18 protein-coding genes are annotated in these 21,297 nt (G+C 48.8%); 2 read left to right on the top strand and 16 right to left on the bottom strand.

Features of this window, described 5'->3' with window-relative positions:
• Positions 1-119: 119 nt before the first annotated feature.
• Positions 120-2,189, bottom strand: coding sequence for an FtsX-like permease family protein (locus tag MUB35_RS21430; RefSeq protein ID WP_244806812.1), 2,070 nt, complete (start codon positions 2,187-2,189; stop codon positions 120-122).
• On the bottom strand, positions 2,176-2,931 hold the full coding sequence (locus MUB35_RS21425) for an ABC transporter ATP-binding protein (RefSeq protein ID WP_244806811.1): 756 nt from the start codon (positions 2,929-2,931) through the stop codon (positions 2,176-2,178). Before MUB35_RS21425 ends, MUB35_RS21430 begins: the two co-directional genes overlap by 14 nt.
• 190 nt (positions 2,932-3,121) lie before the next feature.
• On the opposite strand from MUB35_RS21425, the gene MUB35_RS21420 reads away from it, so the two are divergent.
• Both MUB35_RS21420 and MUB35_RS21415 read left to right on the top strand, forming a co-directional pair.
• The gene (locus MUB35_RS21420) at positions 3,122-3,823 is read left to right on the top strand and encodes a LytR/AlgR family response regulator transcription factor (RefSeq protein WP_244806810.1); all 702 of its coding nucleotides are present in this window, start codon (positions 3,122-3,124) and stop codon (positions 3,821-3,823) included.
• 18 nt (positions 3,824-3,841) lie between these two features.
• Complete coding sequence (locus MUB35_RS21415; RefSeq protein ID WP_244806809.1) at positions 3,842-5,134, top strand: sensor histidine kinase; 1,293 nt, start codon at positions 3,842-3,844, stop codon at positions 5,132-5,134.
• Here the strand turns inward: MUB35_RS21415 and MUB35_RS21410 are convergent, their stop codons facing one another.
• The 14 genes from MUB35_RS21410 to MUB35_RS21345 form a co-directional block, all read right to left on the bottom strand.
• Positions 5,135-7,696, bottom strand: a complete 2,562-nt coding sequence (locus MUB35_RS21410; protein WP_244806808.1) for an ABC transporter permease — start codon at positions 7,694-7,696, stop codon at positions 5,135-5,137.
• Entirely contained in the window at positions 7,693-8,370 is a 678-nt protein-coding gene (locus tag MUB35_RS21405; RefSeq protein WP_244806807.1) for an ABC transporter ATP-binding protein, read from the bottom strand. The genes MUB35_RS21410 and MUB35_RS21405 overlap by 4 nt, the downstream gene beginning before the upstream one ends.
• Positions 8,371-8,472: 102 nt before the next feature.
• A complete protein-coding gene (locus tag MUB35_RS21400) occupies positions 8,473-9,387 on the bottom strand; it encodes a sensor histidine kinase (RefSeq protein WP_033139925.1) in 915 nt (304 codons plus the stop codon).
• The gene (locus tag MUB35_RS21395) at positions 9,384-10,064 is read right to left on the bottom strand and encodes a response regulator transcription factor (RefSeq protein ID WP_033139926.1); all 681 of its coding nucleotides are present in this window, start codon (positions 10,062-10,064) and stop codon (positions 9,384-9,386) included. The genes MUB35_RS21400 and MUB35_RS21395 overlap by 4 nt, the downstream gene beginning before the upstream one ends.
• A 77-nt stretch (positions 10,065-10,141) precedes the next feature.
• Positions 10,142-11,044, bottom strand: a complete 903-nt coding sequence (locus MUB35_RS21390; protein WP_244806806.1) for a sensor histidine kinase — start codon at positions 11,042-11,044, stop codon at positions 10,142-10,144.
• Positions 11,045-11,075: 31 nt separating this feature from the next.
• Positions 11,076-11,852 (bottom strand): ABC transporter permease, encoded by a 777-nt coding sequence (locus tag MUB35_RS21385; RefSeq protein ID WP_244806805.1) that lies wholly within the window; start codon positions 11,850-11,852, stop codon positions 11,076-11,078.
• Positions 11,845-12,771, bottom strand: coding sequence for an ABC transporter ATP-binding protein (locus MUB35_RS21380; RefSeq protein ID WP_033139928.1), 927 nt, complete (start codon positions 12,769-12,771; stop codon positions 11,845-11,847). The genes MUB35_RS21385 and MUB35_RS21380 overlap by 8 nt, the downstream gene beginning before the upstream one ends.
• A 105-nt stretch (positions 12,772-12,876) precedes the next feature.
• Positions 12,877-13,563 carry a response regulator transcription factor gene (locus MUB35_RS21375; RefSeq protein WP_033139929.1) on the bottom strand — a complete coding sequence of 229 codons (687 nt, stop codon included), beginning with the start codon at positions 13,561-13,563 and terminating at the stop codon, positions 12,877-12,879.
• A 93-nt stretch (positions 13,564-13,656) separates the two neighbouring features.
• Positions 13,657-15,576, bottom strand: a complete 1,920-nt coding sequence (locus MUB35_RS21370; RefSeq protein ID WP_148391875.1) for an endonuclease MutS2 — start codon at positions 15,574-15,576, stop codon at positions 13,657-13,659.
• A 474-nt stretch (positions 15,577-16,050) separates the two neighbouring features.
• The gene (locus MUB35_RS21365; protein WP_227246029.1) at positions 16,051-16,596 is read right to left on the bottom strand and encodes an FmdE family protein; all 546 of its coding nucleotides are present in this window, start codon (positions 16,594-16,596) and stop codon (positions 16,051-16,053) included.
• A gap of 70 nt (positions 16,597-16,666) precedes the next feature.
• Positions 16,667-17,905, bottom strand: coding sequence for an MFS transporter (locus tag MUB35_RS21360; protein WP_227209649.1), 1,239 nt, complete (start codon positions 17,903-17,905; stop codon positions 16,667-16,669).
• 108 nt (positions 17,906-18,013) lie between these two features.
• On the bottom strand, positions 18,014-19,210 hold the full coding sequence (locus MUB35_RS21355; protein WP_244806804.1) for a DUF4179 domain-containing protein: 1,197 nt from the start codon (positions 19,208-19,210) through the stop codon (positions 18,014-18,016).
• A 1-nt stretch (position 19,211) separates the two neighbouring features.
• The gene (locus tag MUB35_RS21350) at positions 19,212-19,781 is read right to left on the bottom strand and encodes an RNA polymerase sigma factor (RefSeq protein ID WP_244806803.1); all 570 of its coding nucleotides are present in this window, start codon (positions 19,779-19,781) and stop codon (positions 19,212-19,214) included.
• 137 nt (positions 19,782-19,918) lie between these two features.
• Positions 19,919-21,292: a protein kinase domain-containing protein gene (locus tag MUB35_RS21345; RefSeq protein WP_244806802.1), complete on the bottom strand. Its 1,374-nt coding sequence runs from the start codon at positions 21,290-21,292 to the stop codon at positions 19,919-19,921.
• Positions 21,293-21,297 lie beyond the last annotated feature (5 nt).

The raw sequence follows: 21,297 nt of genomic DNA, 5'->3' as shown, positions 1-21,297 counted from the left end.
AAACTGCCATTTCTTTTCCTTTGACACTCCCTGTACCGCCTTCCCTGTTATGACATGGCAATATACCTACAAGTACATTATATATTTCTGTTCATCTCCGGTCAATACGGAACAGTCCGTCACAATACAATCCTCTCCATCCTCCGCAGTGACACCCTGTACATCACATACATAAACAGTGCCACTCCAAAAATCAGCCCCAGTTCCATCACAAACAACTGTACCTCCGCTGCATCCAGGTGCATATCATTAAAATAAATCAGCAGCATGGAAAACACAAGAACAATCGTGCTCCCGGCAGCCGTCGGATATGTGAAGATCTTCCGCAGTTGTCGGCGAATCACCCTTTCTATATAATTCCTGTCCGCTCCAAGTCTTCCCAGATCGCTGAAGAGCTGCCTGTTGTCCATTGCGATAGTCACGCTTCTCACATAGGTCATAACACCCACGGCTGCCAGGGAGATCACCGCAAAATACACACTCAGCAGCACAAAAACAGCAACCATCTGCATGGCGTCAGCCTTTATCAAAACCTTAAAAAAGGGTGCGTATTTCCAGTCACTCATAAGCTCCGGATTATCCACGGAAAGACCGGCTTCTCCGCTGTAAAAGTATTCCTGTCCCTCCTGTTCGGCGCATTTTTCCTCATAGGCATCGTACAGCGCCAGGTGGTCCGACAGTGCTCCCGCATGGGCAATGTATTCCTTTTTCAGTTCCCCGGCAAACTCATATGTGCTGTATACATCCTTCACACGGAAGAAGACCAGCTTCTCCCTGTCGGTTTTACCCGCTTCCGCAAAGCTCCGGTAATCCTCATCGGAAAGGATAAAAGTAAAAGGCTCACTGGTATTTGTCAGGTTATCGAACTCCTCCGTCCCCTGATAGGACAGTTCCCTGTTCTCTACAGACAGCAGACAGTCCGGTTTCACCCATATGGACGGGTGGTATCCGCTGGGAACGATGGTCTTGTATTCCCCGGGTTTAAGCTCTGTCCCGCGCCCGGCAATCCTGGAAAAATCAGATGCCCGGACAAACGAGGCCAGTTTCCCGGAATTCAGATCCACATATTTCCCGCTGTCTGTCAGATCCCGCATCCAGTAATCCACATACAGCACCACTGCTTCTGCCTCCTCATATGTCTCTATATCCACGTTATACTTTTTCGCCAGCCCGAAAATATCATCCCTGGTGATCTGCTTTTCTTCTGCGGGATAATGCATGGAATAGTCATACGGCGCGTCCTCTCCCCCGGCATAGGCAGAACGGTAATACATGGCTCCCCAAAACGCGGACAAGAGCAGGACAAACACCAGAAGTGTGATCACACACATATTTTTTGTCGTCTGTCTTGCCGTAAAACGCATCAGATTGGCAGACACAATATTCTTATAATATTTTTCCGGGTTCCTGCCCTTGCCTGTGCGCCCTATCGCACTAAGCATAAAGAGATACAATCCGGCCGCGCTGATACAGTAAGTGACATTCCAGAAAGAGGGCATGACAAACAGAAACCATCTCATGCAGACTGCAGGCACTGCCATTGCCAGCACAAGCCCTGTAAGGATGAGTAAGATGCCGGCCCTGCCTGTCCATGGCTTTATCTCTCTCACCATTTCTGTCTTCCTCTGTTCATTTAATATATCTATAAGATTGACCCGCCGGATAAATCGCAGACCCAGCAAAAAAATGCACAGGACCAGAAAAAGTGCAAATACAATGCCGATAACCAGTCCGCCAGGCCCCACCCGGTATTTCATCCCTGCCTGGGTGAGGATCAGTGCCTCAAATCCCTTCCATATAAGAAAAGAGAGGGGAACCGACAGCACAAGCCCCCCGAGCGCGTACCGGGCCGTCACTATCCCCACTTCCACGGCAAGGCATTTTCCCAATTTTCTTTTTCTCTCGCCCAGGGCTAAAAGCACTCCGATTTCTCTGCTCTTATGCCGGAAAAACAGATTTGCACCGTAGACCGTAAAAACCGTACACCCCACAAATGTGACTCCCATCATAAGCCATGACAGCTTTCTGGTATCTCCTCCCTCCGGCAGCAGCCCCTGCACGGTGGGGGAAAAATACATAAGTGTAAAGGAAGTCACCAGCAGCACGGAGAGAAACACGCATATTCCCAGCAGGGTATACTGATTCTTATTGTGCCGCCGCAGTTTCCCCATAATTTTATTCATTGTCATCAAAGTCCCCTCCCAATACACGTATCGTATCCAAAAGCTCATCCATAAACACTTTTCTGTCTCCTCTGTTCTCCCGTATTCCGCTGACCTGTCCGTCCTTCAGGATAATGACCCTGTCGCAGAAGGAAGCCGCGAAGCTGTCGTGGGTCACCATAAATACGGTTGCCTGCATGGTATCCCTTGCTTTGAGAAACGCATCTATCACTGCCCTGCAGGATTTGCTGTCCAGATTTCCCGTTGGCTCATCCGCCAGAATCACCAGCGGATGGTTCATAAGCGCCCTTGCCACAGCGGTCCTCTGCTTCTCCCCTCCGGATATCTCAGCCGGATACTTCTGCATGATCTTATCAATCCCGAATATCCGGCAGATATTCTCCGCCTTTGACTCCATCTGGGCAACCGGGCGCTCATCAATGATTTGGGGAAGACAGATATTTTCAAAGACAGTGAGGCCGTCCAGCAGCATAAAATCCTGGAAGACAAACCCCATCTTCCTGTTTCTCACCTTAGCCAGTTCATCCTCCTTCAGTCTGGATATATCCTCCCCTCCCAGAAGAACTGCCCCCTCATCATAAGGAATGAACCTGGAAATGCAGTTTAAAAGAGTCGTCTTTCCGCTGCCGGAAGGCCCCATGACAGCCACAAATTCCCCCTTCTCCACCTCTATGGATATATCCTTCAGAACCGGGTATACCTGGTTACCAATCCTGTAGCTCTTTGACAAATGTTCCACCTGCAGCATAATATTCTCCTTTCACTGATAAAAAAACTGCTGTCTGTCTACACTTTAAATGGTAATACAGAAAGGAAAAACCCGCATTCGGCCCATTGTAAAGTTTGACACTGATTTTGTAAAGTTCCGGGAAAGAATCGACAACCGCCCGGACTTCCTGTAAAATGCAGATAACAGGATTATAAAGGAGTGACTTGCTATGGTAAAAATAGGGATCTGTGATGATGAATCGGAGATGAGAAAACCTCTCCGTCAAATACTGGAACAGGTCTTACAGCTTCAGGGCGTGGAATATCTGATCTCTGAATCGGAATCCGGTGAGGAACTCACTGCCGGAATCTCCTGTCTTGATATTGATATTCTCTTTCTGGATATTGAAATGAGGAGCCTGGACGGCATAGAGACAGCCAAACTGCTGCGCAAAAAGGGGATGAAAAGCATTATCATATTCGTAACCGCTTACCCGGATTTTGTCTTCCAGGGCTATGAAGTCCATGCCTTTCATTACATTCTGAAACCTTACCGGAAAGAAAAAATAGAAGAGGTTCTCAGACAGGCCCTGCATGAGCTGGATCTGTCAAAGGAACAGTATTTCGTAATAGAACAGAAAGCAAGAGTCATCCGCATCCCCCTCAGTCAGACCATTGCCTTTCAGAGCGACCGCAGGAAGGTGGAGGCCCTTTTGGAGGAAGACTTTGTTGCCTTTTACGGCAGGATAGATGAAGTATGCCGGGAACTTCCCTCCTGCTTTATACGGATCCATAACCGGTATATCGTAAATCTGAATTATGTGACTACGCTGGAGAAGGACCGGTGCATACTGGGCAGCCGTTCCTTTCCGGTCAGCAGGGCCTTCCGGCAGGAACTGGAAACGGCCTTTGCCAGGGCAATGCTGAAATAAAACAGGGAGGGAAAAAGTATGGACAGTCAAATCATCATGGAAAGCGCAGGGCGGCTCATAAGCATGGGGCTGTATGTGGTCACGTCGTTTTTCTTCTGCCGTATGCTCTGTTGTATCCTCCCTCAAAAAGAGGGACGTTTCTATAATATTCTCATTTTTATATCCGGCATTTTCATTCCCGGCATGGTCATTGACCCTAAGGACATGTTCAATGTCACACTGGATCTGGTCTGGCTGCTGCTTCTGACGCTTTTTTGCTTTAAAGGCTCTGTAGTCTCCAAGTTATCTGTGACAGCTGTCATCTATCCTCTAATCATTGCCCTGAACTTCCTGGTATCCGACATTTCCCTGAGCATCTGGCTTGCCAGCGGGAAGAGTTTCCCGGTAGATCTGGCAGTCACTCTCCTGGACGGCTGTATTCATATTCTCTTCTGGTATCTGATCTACAGAACCTTTGTCAGCAGGGTCCGGCAGGCCAGCCGACTGTACAGCCGCAATACCTGGATTCTTCTGGGAATCATCTGCCTTGCCTCCCTTGTGAGCATCACAGGGTATATTTATTATCCCCCGGAGGAGACCTATAAAATATGGCCCTGCGCCATTGCCTGCATGGCAACCAATATAGGCAGCCTCTATCTGGCAGGGTATTTTGTGAATACCATTCAGCAGGAAATGGAGCAGGACAACTTGAAACTTCAGCGTGTTTATTATGAAGAACTGGAGAGAAACCAGACAGAAATACGCAGATTCCGCCATGATATGAACCACCACCTGCTGGTCATCCGGGATTTGTTTGACCGGGAAGACAGGGAGGCCGCCCATGCCTATTTTCGGGAACTGGAATCCCAGATAACGCCCAAAAACCGGTGCTTCTGTAAAAACAGCGTTCTGAATGCCGTACTGAATGCCAAATACAGCCAGGCTGAAGACAGCGGCATTGACTGCTTTTTCCACATTGATCTGCCGGAAGTCACAGCCATTGACCAGGTCAGCCTGTGTTCCATATTCGCCAACACACTGGACAACGCCATTGAGGCCTCACGGAAAATACCTGAACCGGAAAAGCGCAGCATTTCCGTCAAGGCCAGAATAGCGGACAACGGATTCTTCAGCTATGAGATCAAAAATGAAAAGCGAAATAAAGTCCTCATGGAAAAAGGAAACTATATCTCGGATAAGAAAAACAAATCCGAACACGGCCTGGGTCTCTCCAATGTACAGAGGACTGTGGAAAAATACAATGGAACACTGCACATTTCCTATGATGATACCTCTTTTACCGTGGTCATACTCATCGGAAACGCTCTGTAGCTAATCCACATCCGCCCGCAGCCTCTCAATCACGCTTTCCTTCTGTGTCATCTGATAAATAAGAGGCGGAACCATAACACATACCGCGATGATGACCGCAAATAAGATCAGGTTATAGAGGACAGGCAGAGAGTACCCCATATTGTACACCTTTACACTCTGGAAGACTATATAACTAAGGGGCAGTCCCACGGCCATGGAGAGCAGGATAGACAGTATTCCGTAACCAAGTCCCTCCTGGACCAATACCTTCCTTATCTGCCCCGGCGTCATGCCCAGGCTCTCCAGAGTGGCAAACTCCTTTGCCCGGTTCTGGACACCGGCTGCCATCATGTTGATATAATTCAGAATGGCGAGCACTGCCAGGATTATGCCCAGTCCGCCGCCCAGGACTTTCACCTGCTGCTCCGATGACTTCATCTCCTGGTACCGGGTCAATTTTGAATCAAAGGAAATTTGTTTTTCATCCCGGAAGACACTTTTTACTGCTTTCTCCGTCTCTTTGTCATACGGCTTCTCATACTCTATCCGTACCACTTCAGTTAAAATATTATCCCCCATAAGTTCCTTCGCCAAAGTATTGCTGACCAGCAGATTCGGGCAATAGCCTCCGGAATATTCAGACGGGTCATCTATTACATTTCCTCCGTCCATACTGCTTTCTCCAGTTGCTGCAACAGTTATCTCATGCTCTTTCTCCGGCTCCTGACCATCCGGAAGGAAAAAACGAAATTTTTTTCCTACTGCCTCCTCTGCAGATGCCCAGAATGGCACTGCGATGGCAGTCTCTCCCTTTTCAAAGGCTTCCTCGTCTAAATCCCCTCCCAGAGTATCATTTATCTTCCGGAATTCCTCGGGACTGATTCCCACGAAACGCCCGTCGAATATGCAGTTTAACGCACGCGGATCTTTTTTGTATTCCTCTATATCTTTTTCATAGTCCCCCGGTGAGTATCTGCTCTGATATAGTCTTTTATAATACGGACCTAATAACTCCTCCTGATATGGGACAATCATCTGTGCCGTAGTCACCGGCCTTATCTCCTTCACGCCCTCTATGGCGCGGATCTCATCCAGTCTCTCTTCCGTAATAAGAGGCAGTTTTTCTTCCAGGGTTGTCTGATTATTAACCGTAATATCACACGAACGGATCTGATTCAGGATATTTTTCGCGTCATTTCCCCTGATCACTGCATTGACACAGAGAAATACAGTCAGCACTACGAAAAAAGAGCCCAGGATCACAGCGGCCTGCTTCCTGTCCCGGAACATATTCCTGCGGGCCATGTCCTTCAGACCTCTCTCCCGCTCCTTCTGCTTCTCCCTGCCTTTTGTAAGCCCCGTGTAGCTGACAGCTTCAATGGGGGAACACTCCCCTGTGATAACAGCCGGTTTTCGGCAGCCGGCAATGACTGTAGCTGACGAAAACAGGGCCGCTCCCACGTAAATAAGAGGATGTACCGTGACAATCTTCATTCCTGACATTCCGGGATCTATCAATCTTAGCGCCGTGGGGATGAGTCCGGCCGAAACCGCTGCTCCAAGCGCCATCCCCACCGGTATGCCCATACAGGAATTCCAAAGCGCCTGAAGATAGACCAGACGTTTTAACTGCACAGAGGTCATGCCCAGAGTCTTAAGCTGCCCGTAATACCGAATGTCCTTTGAGACAGAGATATAAAGCGTATTATAGACAAAGAGATAGCCGCTTATAAGGATCATCACAAGCAGTCCCCCAACACCCACTGCCATCCTGATAAAATTCTGCATAATATGGTCATCTGCTATGAGCATCTGCCTGTCCTGCAAATCCAGGGGTTTCTGTATGTTCATAATATCTTTCGCGGAATAAAGAGATTTCTTTAAGGTGATCTTCAGCGCTCCCTGGGTAAAATCTGTCTGCTTCACACCTGTCGTCTCATAAAACGCCTGTGACACATAGCCATACTGTTTTCCGGAATAATCCCTGTAATATCCGCTTAAAATAAACGTTTTGCTGATATTTTGCTGTGCAGACACCGGATCTTCCAGCTCCTGTCTCTCGGGGTCCTCGGCTAAAGAATAGTAGGTGAGGGGTAATTCCATTCCGATCTCCGGCTCCTTGATTCCCATGTCCTCCAGAGCTGCAGTGGAAAGTACCAGTTCCTCCTCTTTTTTCGGATAACTCCCTTTAAAAAACTCGTATGCCGGAATGCACTGCTTTTCCCAGCAGGTATCGTCCACCCAGTAAAGCCTTGTTTTATCAAGGGATACATCCCGGTATGTCTCAGCAATGGCACATTTGACAGCGACTCCCGCATACTTTACGGATTCCATATCCCTTACCAGCTCCACCTGGTCAGCGCGGGGTTCCGTCAGTTCCATGTCAAAATCCATTCCGTTCATGCGGATAGCGCGCTGGGATACGGCATCCCAGTAACTGATACCGATTCCCAGCACTGCCGTTATCAGAAATGTAGTGAGGATAACCGCAAAAACAGTGAGCGCATTCCGTTTCTTATTTGCCCTGTAAGTCCTCATTGCCACAGAGGCGATGATTTTCCTATTGTTCACCTTCATCATACAGCATCACCTCCGCAGATTCTTCCATCCTCCAGACGTATGATCCTGCCTGCCATCTGGGCGATTTCCTCGTTGTGGGTGATCATGACCACCGTCTGGCCCAACTGCTCGCCGGATACCTTAATGAGTCCCAGGACGTCCTGGCTGGTGCTGCTGTCCAGGTTGCCGGTTGGTTCGTCATCCAGGATAATGGCCGGCTTTGCTGCCAGCGCCCTGGCAAGGGCTACCCTCTGCTGCTGCCCGCCGGAGAGTTGATTCGGCATGGCAAACTTTTTCTCTCCCAGACCCAGCATCTCCAGAATATTCTCCACAAATTTCCTGTCGGGCTTGATGCCGTCAAGCTGGATGGGAAGTATGATATTCTCGTATACATTCATAAGCGGGAGCAGATTGTAGTTCTGAAATACAAACCCGATCTTCCTGCGCCTGAATATGGTCAGCTCATCCTTTGTCATACCGGATATGTCCCTGCCGTCCACGATCACCGTTCCGGATGTGGGCACATCCAGACCGCCCAGCATGTGGAGTAAAGTAGATTTTCCGCTCCCGGATCTGCCTACAATGGCTATAAATTCACCTTTTTCCACAGTAAGGCTGATTCCGTCCAATGCCCTGACCGTTGCATCTCCCAACTGATAATATTTCCTCAGATTTTCCGTAACCAGTATTTCCATATGAAAAGTCCTCCTCGTTCTTGGTTCTCCTACAATATAACAGAGAAAGCTTTCCACATCCTTTCTCAAATATGACAAGATTGTAATATTCTCAATTTATTCTCAATTCCTTCTCAGATAAACAGAAAATTCCGCTCCGCTGCCCGGTTCTGATTTTACCTTGATGTAACCTCCCTGCTTTTTTATGATTTCCCGCACAAGATACAGACCGATTCCAAGGCCTTTTTCCCCGGATACTTCCGGGGATCGGTAGAATCTCTGGAAGATCAGTCCCTGTTCTTCCTCACGGATGCCGATTCCCTCATCCTTCACACGAACACACAAAAAGGATTCATAGGGGACCGACAGGACACGGATCACAGACTGGGCCGGTGAATACTTCACCGCATTGTCCAGAAGGTTGACCAGTGCCTCCACAGTCCATTTCATATCAAAGAATGCGCTTTCCGGGGAAGACTCCGCCTCTATGACAATCCCCTTTTTCAGTGCCTGCATCTCCACAGCCTGACATGCCCTGGCGATCAGCTCATCCACGGAAGATTTCTCCACATGTACGGCGATCATCTCTGTTTCCAGATAGGAGGAACGCACCAGTTCCTTCATAAAAAAGTCCAGCTTATCGGCCTGTCTGTGAATCTGGGAAGCCATTTTCCCCGCCTGTTCCGGAAGCTCCTGTTCCTCCAGAAGACCTGCATAGAGCATAATATTCGTCAGAGGCGTACGTACCTGATGGGAAATGTCTGAGATCAGTGCCTTTACCAGATTCCGTTCCCTGTCCGCCTGTTCACAGTTCATCCGTGACATCTCCACAAGCTGGTTCAGCCGCTGTATGACAGCAGAATCCATAGATTCATCATAACTGCACTCTTGGATGGTTCCGCCGATTGCCCGGTCAAGCTGCTCCAACACTGTGTCCATCTGCCTTCTGATACGCCTCCGGTACCGGAAAGTATAACCGGCAGCCCCCGCAAATGCAGCGCAGGAAAGGACGACGGCAGATATCAGCGCCCCGCTCATAAGGAGTTCTCCCACTGATATCCTTTTCCATATACGGTCTTGATATGCTCCGGTTTGGAGGGATTATCCTCCAGCTTATCCCTGAGGCGGCGGATCCCGACAGAAAGAGCATTGTCCTCCACATACTCCGTGCCGTCCGGCCACACCCACTCCATCAGACGTTCCCGGGTCAGAATCTGTCCCGGATGAAAGACCAGCAGATATAAAATGCGCTGTTCTGTCCTGCTCAAATCTACGGGTATCCCGTTCTTTAAAAACTCCATGGTTGCAAACTGAAAACGGAATGGTCCCTGTGCATAATCCGTCTCCTGTTCCGGGGCCGTCCTCCGAAGAAGCGCCCGTATCCTTGCCCGCAGGACCATGGTTGAAAATGGTTTTGTGATATAGTCATCCGCGCCGCATTCCAGCCCCCGCACAATATCCAGCTCCATATCCCTGGCAGTGAGGAGGATAATGGATACCTTGCTGCTCTTCCTTATCTTCCGGCACAGTTCAAAGCCGCTGCCGTCCGGCAGGTTCACATCCAGTATGAGCAGATCAAATGTCTGCTGACGGAACTTTTCCTCTGCCTCTTTTATGGTACTGCAGATCGTGAAGGAAAAGTCATCACTCATGAGTGCCATCTCCATCCCAGCTGCCAGATCTGCGTCGTCTTCCAGTATGAGAATATATTTCAAGTTTTTTCTCTCCTTTCTTATGGCAGAATGTCTGCTGTCTCAGCCGCCAAAAAGGTACACGAAAGAATCGCATACCTTTATAACGTCAATATAAATTTTAAATACTTTCCTTCTTTTGCAGCCGTCAGCGTACCTCCCATTTTCTCTGTCAGACATTTGGCGATGGTGAGTCCCAGCCCTGTGCTTCCCTGGTTTCTGGAACTGTCCGCAGTGTAAAAACGCTCAAACAGCCTTCCCGCTGTCTCCTCTGACATTCCCTCCGCATCGTTCGTAAAAGATATGACTGCCCTGCCGCCCTCTCTATCCAGGCGGACGGACAGCTCTCTTCCGGCATATCTGCATACATTCTGCAGAAGATTCTGGAACACGCGCTCTAACCCGTCCTTGTCTGCCCGGACATTCACCGGCCCCTCCATAATATTTATGTCAACCAGAAGATTCCTGGCAGTCAATTCCGGATAGTAATCCACAATGGTCTCTCTGAGAAGACGTGCAATATCCACATGTTCCACCCTGGGGGTGTAGTCTTCCCCGGAGAACCTGGATAACTCATAGAACTGGCCCATAAGCTGCTGCAGAAAGCGGGCTTTTCGTTTTACCACCTCCAGTGCCTCCCGGTCCTCCGGGTCCAGAGCTGTTTTGTCCATAATATCCAGATATCCGATCATGGAGGTAAGAGGCGTGCGCAGGTCATGGCTGATATTTTCAATCTGTCTCTGGAATTCCTGCTCTCTTTTGGCATATTCCAGGTGCTGCTCCCGTATCTTCCTGAGCGCCTTATTGATGGTTACAAGAAGCTCCTCCATCTCTCGGTCAGGCGCAGGCAGTTTCAGCACCCGGTTGGCCTCCAGTTCGCCGCTGATTTCCTTCAGCGCACGATTGGTCCGTCTGACTGCTCCTGCCATGGTTCTGCATCGCAGGAAAAAATACAGAGAAGTCAGGCTCAGCAGACCCAACACGAAATACAGCAAACTTTCCACACCCCTTTCCTTCACACGGTTCGGACAAACTCTATCCGATTTCCTTTTTCCTGCTTACTAAAATACCCGCTGCGCCAAAGATAAGAATCCCGGCAGCCCCTGCTATGATGCATTTTGCCAGTCCGGAGGGAGTATCCCACAGACAGTGGTACCCCGACATATTGGCACTCACCTCAAAGCGGAAGATGTTCCAGGGCATCCATCCGGCGATCTTACGCAGAATTTCCACCTTAAACCCCGCATAATAACAGATGACAGGAATCACATTCATAACCGCAAACCAGACGATTGCTGCCACCACATCCTTCTCAAAAAGGGTGAGTAAAGCCACACCCAGAATCACAGACGCAAAGGCACTGGGCATTGCCGCTCCGATTCCCCCTGCCATCTTTCCCAAAGGCTCGGCCGCGGGACCACCCAGCAGCAGATAGGCACTTCCCACGTAAAAGACCAGGATAACTGCCATACAGCAGAGAGCTGTGGCGATACTGACAACACATTTTCCGATAAAAATATGTGTCCTTGGAATCCCATAAGCCACCACGTTCTTCAAAGTACCGTTTTTTCTCTCATCACCAAACAGCAGCGCCGCTACGACAAAACCCGATATAAACAGAATCTGCAGATTAGCGATCAGATTATTCAGTGAAAAGCTCATAAGGCCGTATGGAAAATTTGTAATATTCTGATTGCTTATATACAGCACCAGATTCATCAGCACCAGCAGCCCTGATGCGATTCCTGCTGCCACGTACATTCCCCTGCTGTGTGTAATGCGGTATCCCTCACCTTTTATATAATTAAGCATATTTCCGCCCTCCGTTCTTCAAATCCATATAATACTCCTCCAGCGTCACCTGTCTTCTCTCCAGCCTTGAGATATCCATCCGGTTCTCGCTGGCAAGGCGGCTGTACGCGCCGATATCCATCATGGGATTGACAATATGAATGGTCTTGTCCGGAAGGACCTTGTAGCTTTCCGTGTGAAATTTCTTTTCCAAAACAGCAGTATACCGCTCCGGTTCTGACACATTGATCTCAATGTAGTCCGAACACTTTTCTTTTATCTCCTCCGCAGTGATCTGCTCAGCCAGTTTTCCGTCCGTAAGGAACCCATAGACTGTGGCAAGCTGCTCCAGCTCTGTGAGTATGTGGCTGGACAGGATAATGGTAATATTCTTCTCCCGGCTGAGCCGCTGCAGCAGATTCCTGATCTCTATGATCCCGCTTGGGTCCAGGCCGTTGATCGGTTCATCCAGGATCAGCAGCTCCGGTTCACCGATCAGGGCAATGGCAAGGCCAAGCCGCTGCTTCATGCCCAGGGATAAATCCCTGCACCGCTTCTTTTTCCGGTCTGCAAGCCCCACCAGCTCCAGGACTTCATCCACTGCCCTTTTGCCCGGAACCCCTTTTAATATCCGGTAATACTCCAGATTCTTCTCCACGGAAATCTGGGGATAGAATCCCGGCGCCTCTATGACAGCTCCGGTCCTTCTCCTCTGTTCCTCCATATCCTTCCGGCTGTGGCAGCCGAATAAGGTAAGTTCCCCTTCATCCGCATAAATATGGCCTGACAACAGTTTCAGAAATGTAGTTTTTCCTGCCCCGTTGTCCCCTACCAATCCGTAAACGGCTCCTCTTTTTACAGTTATGTCAACCTTATCCAGTGCAGTAAAACTGCCGTACCGCTTGGTGACTTTTCTCGCTTCCGCTGCATATGCTGTCATATCTTTTTCATCCTTTCCTGAACTTATCTCTTCATGTGGCTATATTATAATCGGCCGCTTTTTAATAAGTCTTCAAGAAACTTTAAAGAAATCGTAAAGACGGATTCACGCCATTTTAAATCCGATACCCCAGACTGTACGGATATATTCCGCCTCCGGGTCTATGGCTGCTATCTTTTTCCTGATATTACTCACATGGACATTGACGGTGTTATCCTCCCCGTAATACCCGTTTTTCCATACCTGTTCATAGAGGCTTTCCCTGGAAAATACCTTCCGGGGCTGCTGTATCAGAATGCACAGAATCTCATATTCGTATCTGGTCAGGGAAATCTCCCTCTGCTTTACCGTGACGGTTCTGGATGCCTGATCCAGTATCAGGTCTTTATACGTGTATCGTTCAGATTCCGTTCCGGCACCCGGACTGCCGCAGCGCCGGAAAGCAGCCATGACGCGTACCAGCACCTCCTCCGGCTCAAAGGGCTTTGTTATATAATCATCTGCCCCAAGCGTGATGGTCTCCACCTTGTTCTTAAGGGCAGTCCTGGCAGACAGGACAAGGATTGGAATCTGCAGTCCCATCTCCGTACGCGCCATTTTGATAATCTCCTCCCCGCTGATTCCAGGAAGCATCAGGTCCAGCATGATCATGTCCGGCGTTTCCCTCTCAAGCCTCAGCTGTGCCTCTGTTCCCGAATACGCGGCCGTTGTCTCATATCCCGCCTTCGCAAGAATCCGGCACAGCAGCCTGTTTATATCCGTGTCATCCTCTATCACTAGTATTCTCTGCATAAAAATCTCCCGGTACTTTATACTTTATCAAGGATTATAACAGATTCCTCAGTAAACATCAAAGAAACTTCCCTCCGGTTTGCAGCCTATTCCCTATTCCTCCACTTCTATTTCCAGGCCCTCCATGTGGTGTTTTCCCATCTTGTGACGTGCCTTTCTGACCTCCACAGTGTCAAATATAATGGAGAAATCATAGTCCTCAGGGTAGAGTTCCGCAGCCGCCACCTTCAGCCTAAGCCGTTTATGGCTGATGAGCATCTTTTCATTTCTGAGCTGTACCAGGACATTTCCGTTCTTATCTGCCGGTTTCACCACAATTCCGATCTTTTCATCCGGCAGTATGGTCACACTGTCGCCTCTGGTAAATTTACGCACAGCGTCCATGCTGTCCCTGACCACGGCTGCTTTTTCAATACGCGGCGCGTGAAGCTTTTCCAGCCTGCTGCTGCCGCCGTGCAGGTGCATATTTTGAATCAGAGCCTCACTTCTCTCCCCATATGCCTCCCTGGCTGCAGAAGCCAGCATTTTGTCCGGAAATCCCAGTCTCTTTGCAATATACAGGGCACAGCTCTCCCCCGCCTCTCCGACTTTCAGCCGATACAAAGGCTTCAGGCTGTCTCTGTCAAACTCCATTCTGGCATTCTGCACGTCCCCGTACCTGTCCGCGTATTCTTTCACCTCAGGATAGTGGGTGGTGACCAGAAAGAGGGCACCGCTCCTGCGCAGTTCCTCCAGTATGGAAATGGCGATTCCCATTCCCTCCTGAGGATCTGTTCCGGAACCCAGTTCGTCCATGATCACAAGGCTGTCCGGTCTTACCCGTTTTAAAATGTCCAGCACATTTTTAATGTGGGCTGAGAAGGTTGACAGATTATCCGAAATATTCTGCCCGTCACCGATATCACACAGGATCTGGTTCTGCATACATATATCGGCTTCCCTGCAGGGAACGTGCAGGCCCGAGCAGGCCATAGCACTCATCAGCGCCACTGTCTTGATAGCCACCGTCTTACCTCCGGTATTCGGCCCCGTAATGATCACGCCGCGGATTCCCCTGCCGATCTGAAAGTCCAGCGGTACACAGCTCTCCTTCTCCAGCATGGGATGTCTGGCGCCTTTCAGCTCCATATACTGTTCCAGGTTGATCTTCGGCTCCACGGCATCCATTTCCAGGCTCAGTTTTCCCTTGGCAAACATGAAGTCCAGCTTTTGGATGACCCGGATGTCCTCCATCAGCTCTGCTTCCCTCTCAGCAGTCATATTGGTGAGAGTGTACAGGATTTTCCGCTCCTCCGCGTCCTCCTCGATCCTGTATATTTCCAGCTCCTCCCGAAGGTTTGCCACTGCCTCCGGTTCTATGAACAGTGTGGCGCCTGTGGAAGACTGCTCCACAACGCTGCCCGGAACCATGGACCTGCACTCTTTCTTCACAGGGATACAGAATCTTCCGTTTCTGGTGACTACAAAGGAGTCGTTCAGATACTGCCTGTTGGTTTTCAGTGCCCTCTCTGCCCTCTCACTTACTTTTTCCTCCAGAATCTGAATCTGTTTTTTGATATCTTTTAAATAGGCGGAGGCATAATCATCCACTCTTCCGCCTCTGATACAGCGCTCTATCTCTTCCTGCAGTTCCTCAGGAAAGGCCAGGTTTTGGTTATAATAGGCAAGGCTGATCCGTCCCTCCTCACCTCTTAGCAGATAGGATTTCAGCCGCCGCACGGCACTCAGGAACATGCCGGTCTCCTCAAGCTGTTCCGGCAGGAGCATATCCCCTCTGACCGCCTTCTGCAGATATTCCTCCACATGCTCCATGGCCGGTATGGGCGGAGTTCCCGCCAGCTCTATCATAGCTCTCGCCTGGGTGGTATCCCGCTGCTGCTTTCTCAATTCCGTCTCTGACAGGATGGGAACCATTTCCATGATTCTGTTTCCCGCATTCTCTGTGGCGGCGCATTCTTTTAATTTTTCTAATATATGATAATATCCGATTGTTTCCAATGATTTTCTGCTCATGTTTTTTCCTCTCTAAAAAAGACGTAACCGTTCCGACAAGCTGAACACAGACCCGTCTGAACTATTACAAAAAGACCACAGATACATCGCCCCGAACGGGTATACGACTTCTGTGGTCTTCCATGAGAAAAATCCATACAGCAGCGCAAAAACAAGCCGCCTTCAAAGCAGCCAAGCACTGTATTCTCTCCATCATTCCAATATATTTGAAGTGTATGATAAGGGTTCGTAAGCGAATGTATCAGCCATCAGGGTACACTGATACAAGGATAGGGTATCAGAAAAAATGATATACTATCCCTACAGATTATTCGATTATTCTGTAATCTCCACTACGGAAACCCTCAGCACAAAGACACCTCATTTCTAAATTGATATTTATTTACTGTAACTGTTCAGCGGCCTTACAGTTACGGGCAGACCTGCTGAATCGTTACGGTTCTTCCTGCATTATAACCGCCGGACGCGGCTTTGTCAAACCTGAAATCTGTTATATTCACGATAACAGTCCCTGCAGAGAATCTCATCCCCCTGCAGATGCATCATATTTTCCGATGCAGTCTCCCCGCAGCGGGAACAGCAGATGGATTTGAAGATCCTTGCATTTTCCGGCAGTGCAATCTTTGTCTCCTTTACATCAAACATTTCCTCGAAACTGCACGCCTGATAATACCGGAAGGATTCCCCTTTGCTCAGGCCTTCCGGGCGTGGCTTCAGAACCAGGCGTACGGATTTGCCGGTATCTCTGTTATAGAAGGAAAATGCCTGCTTTCCGCACATATGAAAGAGCAGATTCCCCTTTCCCACACTGCATCCCAGTATTACCTGAATGGCATCCACGCCGCAGGCGTCATTTTCTGAAATACACACAAGCTGTTCATCCCGGGAGACACAGCAGTCTTTCCCCATCTTAATGTCCAAAAGTTCCATGGCGTAAAGAGCTGCCTTATAGCCAATGGTAAGGCCGCCGCACTCATGACCATGAAATTCCACACATTTTTTCCATATTTTATCGTTCATTTTTCTCCCTTTCTATGAAATATCCTACCGAAGCGTACTCTGACTCTTATCTGCCGAAATACTCCCTCTGCTATCTCCTGCCTCTCTCTTTTCCCGGCCCTGCTGTCTCCACCTGAAGAATTCTCCGCCTTGGACCTGTATCCTCCACCTTTACCCTCTGGGTGATCAAAAATCCCACAGCGGCAAACACAACGCAAAGCCCCAGCGTGGGTCTCAGTCCGATCCTGTCCATGAGAAACCCGCCCGCCAGATTCCCCACACAGCTTCCCACTCCGACTGTCACCATACCAAAGATGGTCTGTCCCACGATCCTGTCCTTCTCCTTCAATTCCTGGTTGATGAAGAACACGGAGACCGGCGTAAAGATACCAAAGGACAGTGACTGCAGCGCAAATCCCAGAAATGCCACCGCCAGATTCGGCGCCAGAAAGATCACCAGCGGGCGAAGAACAAAGAACACGCTGCTCAGCTTCAGCAGTTTCTTACAGGATACCTTACGGATGAGATAATTGCACAAAAACATGGCGGGCATCTCACTGGCTGCACAGAAGAACGCTGCAATCCCGAAGGTACCATCCGTTCCCCCAAGCTCACGCACGATATTGATCATATAGGTACCGAGGATGGAGCTTGTCATATAGCAGATTCCGAACCCGGCTACAAACAGCAGCAGAGGCCTGTTTCCCCTGAGGATCTCCATCACACTGCTGGACGGCTCCTGTTCTTCCCTGACCACGGAAGATTTGGGGTCCTGCATGGAGAGCACCACCACAAAAAGCAGAAATTCCATACCTGCAAAGGCAAAGGTGAGAATCCCCGGATAAAAATGTTCCACAAGCTGCCCCAGGATCACGGCGCTGACAGCATAGCTGACTGAGCCAAGCCCTCTGGAAATGCAGAAATTCACCTCGTATCCCTGGTTCATGTATTCCATTCCCATTGCCGTGATCAGCGGCGTAATTGAGTTGTACAGGGTGTTCAGCACAAGATACAGCCCTACAATGGCCATTTTCGGCAGGGGTACCGTCCCCAGGACAAGATACCCCGCCGTCACTGCCAGTATGATCAGCAGGATCATTTTCTTTAAGCTCAGCCCCCGGACCTTTTCCACCACTCCGGCCAGAAACGGCTGCATCCATATGCTGATAAACGCCGCACCGCCCACGGACATTCCCACAAGCGTGTTGGACAATCCCTTATACTGCAGAAACACCGCTGCAAATCCCATGATCGCGCAGCTTGATACCCAGTAAAAACACTGAAGCAGTGTATATTGATGACGCACCTGCACACTCTTTATCCGTTTCATCTCATCCTTATCCTTCCGATCATCATGCATCTTTCACCCTTTATATACCAAATGCTGACAATCGTCAATAGAAAAAAGAACTAAAGAAATGGAGAGATTTTTGTTAGTTTACCGAAGGGATTCTACATCAATATCCGCTGATAAAACCGCCTGATTCAACGCTTCACTGTCTGCGCCCTCTTCTGCTGCCTGTACCCACAGATCCATGTCATCGAAAACATAAATTTTAAGTTCCGATATATCCATTCCCCGGACAGCATTCACAGATTTCCCGTAAAATTCCGCCGTCGGTGTCAGTCTCTCCCCGTCCTGATTAAATATGATGGTTTGACACTGCTCGTATGTCCGGCCCATCTGCTCAGCAAATTCTTCATATGTAATGCCGAAATCATCCGAACCTCCTGTCTTTTCCCTCATAACAGATTCGTACTCTTCCCTGGTGATCTCTCTCTCCGTATAGGGCGCGTCTGTATATGTGATCACCTGATACGGCGATACAAATACTTTATTCAGGCTGTATCCGTTTTCCTCTTTGTTTACAGGTATCTCCTTTACTGCCTCCGTGTCCACTTCAAACGGCAGTTCCAGGCTCCACGCACCCTGAATCTTATGGAAAGCTGATATGTCCTCCGCATCTGTTTCATTGATATCATCATATCCGACCATGGAAAGCTGAAGTTCAAGAGTACCTGCCTGCAGGTCCTGTTCCTCCAGATCCAGCTTCAGCATGCCCACGAAGGTATTGTCATCCACAATATTTCCTTCCAGGTTATTGTTCATCAGCCTGATTTCTTCCGCACTGTCAGAGAGCTTCCAGTCTCCCTCCAGATACAGGATATTTCCGGGGATTTTGTTCAGTCCTCCCTGCTCCACATCCACCTCTGCCGTCACAAATACGGAAAGCCCGTCACAGTAAATCTCCGATGCGGTGATTGTCACACCTGCATCCTGAACCGTATAACCGGAATCAGCGGGAATTGTGCCGTCAGCCTCCTCCCTGGACAGGACTTCCGCCTTATCACTGTAATCTCCCGAAAACGTGGACTGATGCTGAACCTGTTTAAAAATTTCACCGAGGATTGGTATTCTAGCCGCAAATGCAGGATTTGCAAAGCAGACTGTTGTCACGGTAACGGCCGCTGCTGCTGCTGCCGCTGTATATTTTATCCAATTTCTTTTGCCGGGTTCCCGTTTTCCCTCTTTCTCGGGAAGGTTTGCAAGTGTCGCTGTATATCTCTTCCATACCTCTTCCGGAACCTTTGTGTCTTCCCTGAGACCTTCGATCATATTATCAAAATTTTTCATATCAGATACCCCTTTCCAATCCGCAGTGTACTGCTTTTTTCTGAACATCCGGCATACTACGGGGTGGCTCCCCGCTCATGTTGTACTGCTGTTCCAGCTTTTCCCTGGCTTTCGCCAGTCTGCCTCTCACTGTGCTCTGGTTTATCTGGAGGATTTCCGCGATCTCCCTCGTCTTGAATCCCTGCACATAGTATAAAATGACTAAGATCCGGTATTTCTCATCAAGACTGTTCAGGAAATCCCTCCACTCCACATTTGCATAGCTTTCATCCTGCGCCCACGCCTCCGGCAGGGATTCCTCTGAGACCAGTCTCTTCCTCTGCCGGTAAATGGAATTGCAGTGATTGATCAGAATTCGTGTCAGCCAGGTTGCAAAATACTCATCCTTTTTCAGAGTATCTATCTTCTCCCAGCATGTAAGGGCTGTCTCCTGCATGGCATCTGCCACATCCTCGTCATTTTTCAAAATGGCTTTGGCCGCCTTATATAAAGCAGGCCCCTGCTGTTCCATAAGTTTCTGGAACGCGGCTTTGTCGTGCTTCTTGGCCCTTTTGATCAGTAATATGTTCATACTCATCCCCCTTTGTGGAGTCCGGAGCTCCTGTTCGCTTTGTACACTTATTAGATGGGCGAGGCGGGGATTTTGTCCACCCGGGTATCTGATTTTTGAAACAGGCAATCATGCCTGCAAATTTTCACTGATATCTCTTATATAATATCACGTATCAAAATGTGTTCCCTTTTACGAAATTTCCAGCTTTCCCTGTCCTGCGAATGCTCAATTAAAAATTCTATGGCATCTCTGTAATTTTCCTCTGCGCTCTTCTCAATCAGCAAAAGTCCTTTTTCCCTGTCCTGCTCAAATTGATATTTTCCATAGTAACAATACAATCCATAATCATAATCAGCCATATAAAGCCCCGCTTTCTGCGCCTGCTCCAAATAACCCGCTGCCTCCTTCAGATCCATCCGGTTTCCGGCATCTCTGAACAAAAGTCGTGACAGGTAACAGGCTGATACCGGATCCCCCTTCTGAGCCGCCTCCTCCAGATAATCATATGCCTCCTCGGTTCTGTTTTTTATACTGCAGATATGGCCTGCGAGTCTTGCACAGGGAATACTGCCGCATGCATATCCCTCCATGGCTGTCTCCTCCGCTTTTTCATAGTTTTCCTGAAAAAAGAAACCTTTTGCCTTTTGATAACAGGAAAACCCATACTCCTCCTTCTTTACAGCCTGTTCCTGGGTTCTCTTTACTTCCTGCAGTGCTTCTCTATATTCTTCCGCATTTTGAAATCTTTTCTTTGGATCTGCGGATATCATCTTAAGCACCATTTCTTTCCACCCGGCAGTCCCCAAAACAGGAGGCGCCGGCTGTTTTTTCTCCATCAGAGCCTTCAGACCGGAATAGGGATACCGCATCCCATTCAGGACATAGTATAGCACCGCGCCCACAGAATATATATCACAGGTAAAATCCGCTTCTCCTCCCAAAGCCACTTCCGGGGCACAGGTGCCAAGGCTCCCAAGCTGTGTTACTACCGTCGCATGGGTCAGCTCCCTTGCGATTCCAAAGTCTCCCAACTTGAATTCGGGTTCTTCCCATCCGGTCACAAAGATATTTTCCGGCTTAATATCCCGGTGGATTACATGGAGTTTTTCCATAGCGTCCAGAACAGCACACATATCAGAAGCCAGCTTCCATAAATCTCTCAAGGATATGTATCCTTTACCTATGATTTCCTCCTTCAGCCAGCAGGGAAACGTTTTAAGATATTCCATTTTCAGTGCCAGATAAGCGCTTTCCTTTCCGGCAAATTCCCGGTAATCATATATTTTGACCACATGAGAATTTTCTGCCAGAAGTTTCATGTACTCAGCTTCCTCCCGCAGATGCTTTTGGTATATCTGATGTTCTTCTAATTTCATGATTTTCAGAGCATAGATGTCCCCGTCTTCTGAAAGCACAAGATAAACCTCGGCAGACTGTCCGCATCCAATCTGTCTGATCATTTTCTCATTTTCTTTCAGCACACCTTCCTGATAAAGCATGGCCCTCATATCTCTCATTGCAATATCCATAAATT

The organism is Blautia sp. NSJ-175, from assembly GCF_022867815.1.
Classification (GTDB): domain Bacteria; phylum Bacillota; class Clostridia; order Lachnospirales; family Lachnospiraceae; genus Blautia; species Blautia celeris.
The sequence above is the reverse complement of the archived record's forward strand: the minus strand, read 5'-3'. Positions and strand labels throughout refer to the sequence as shown.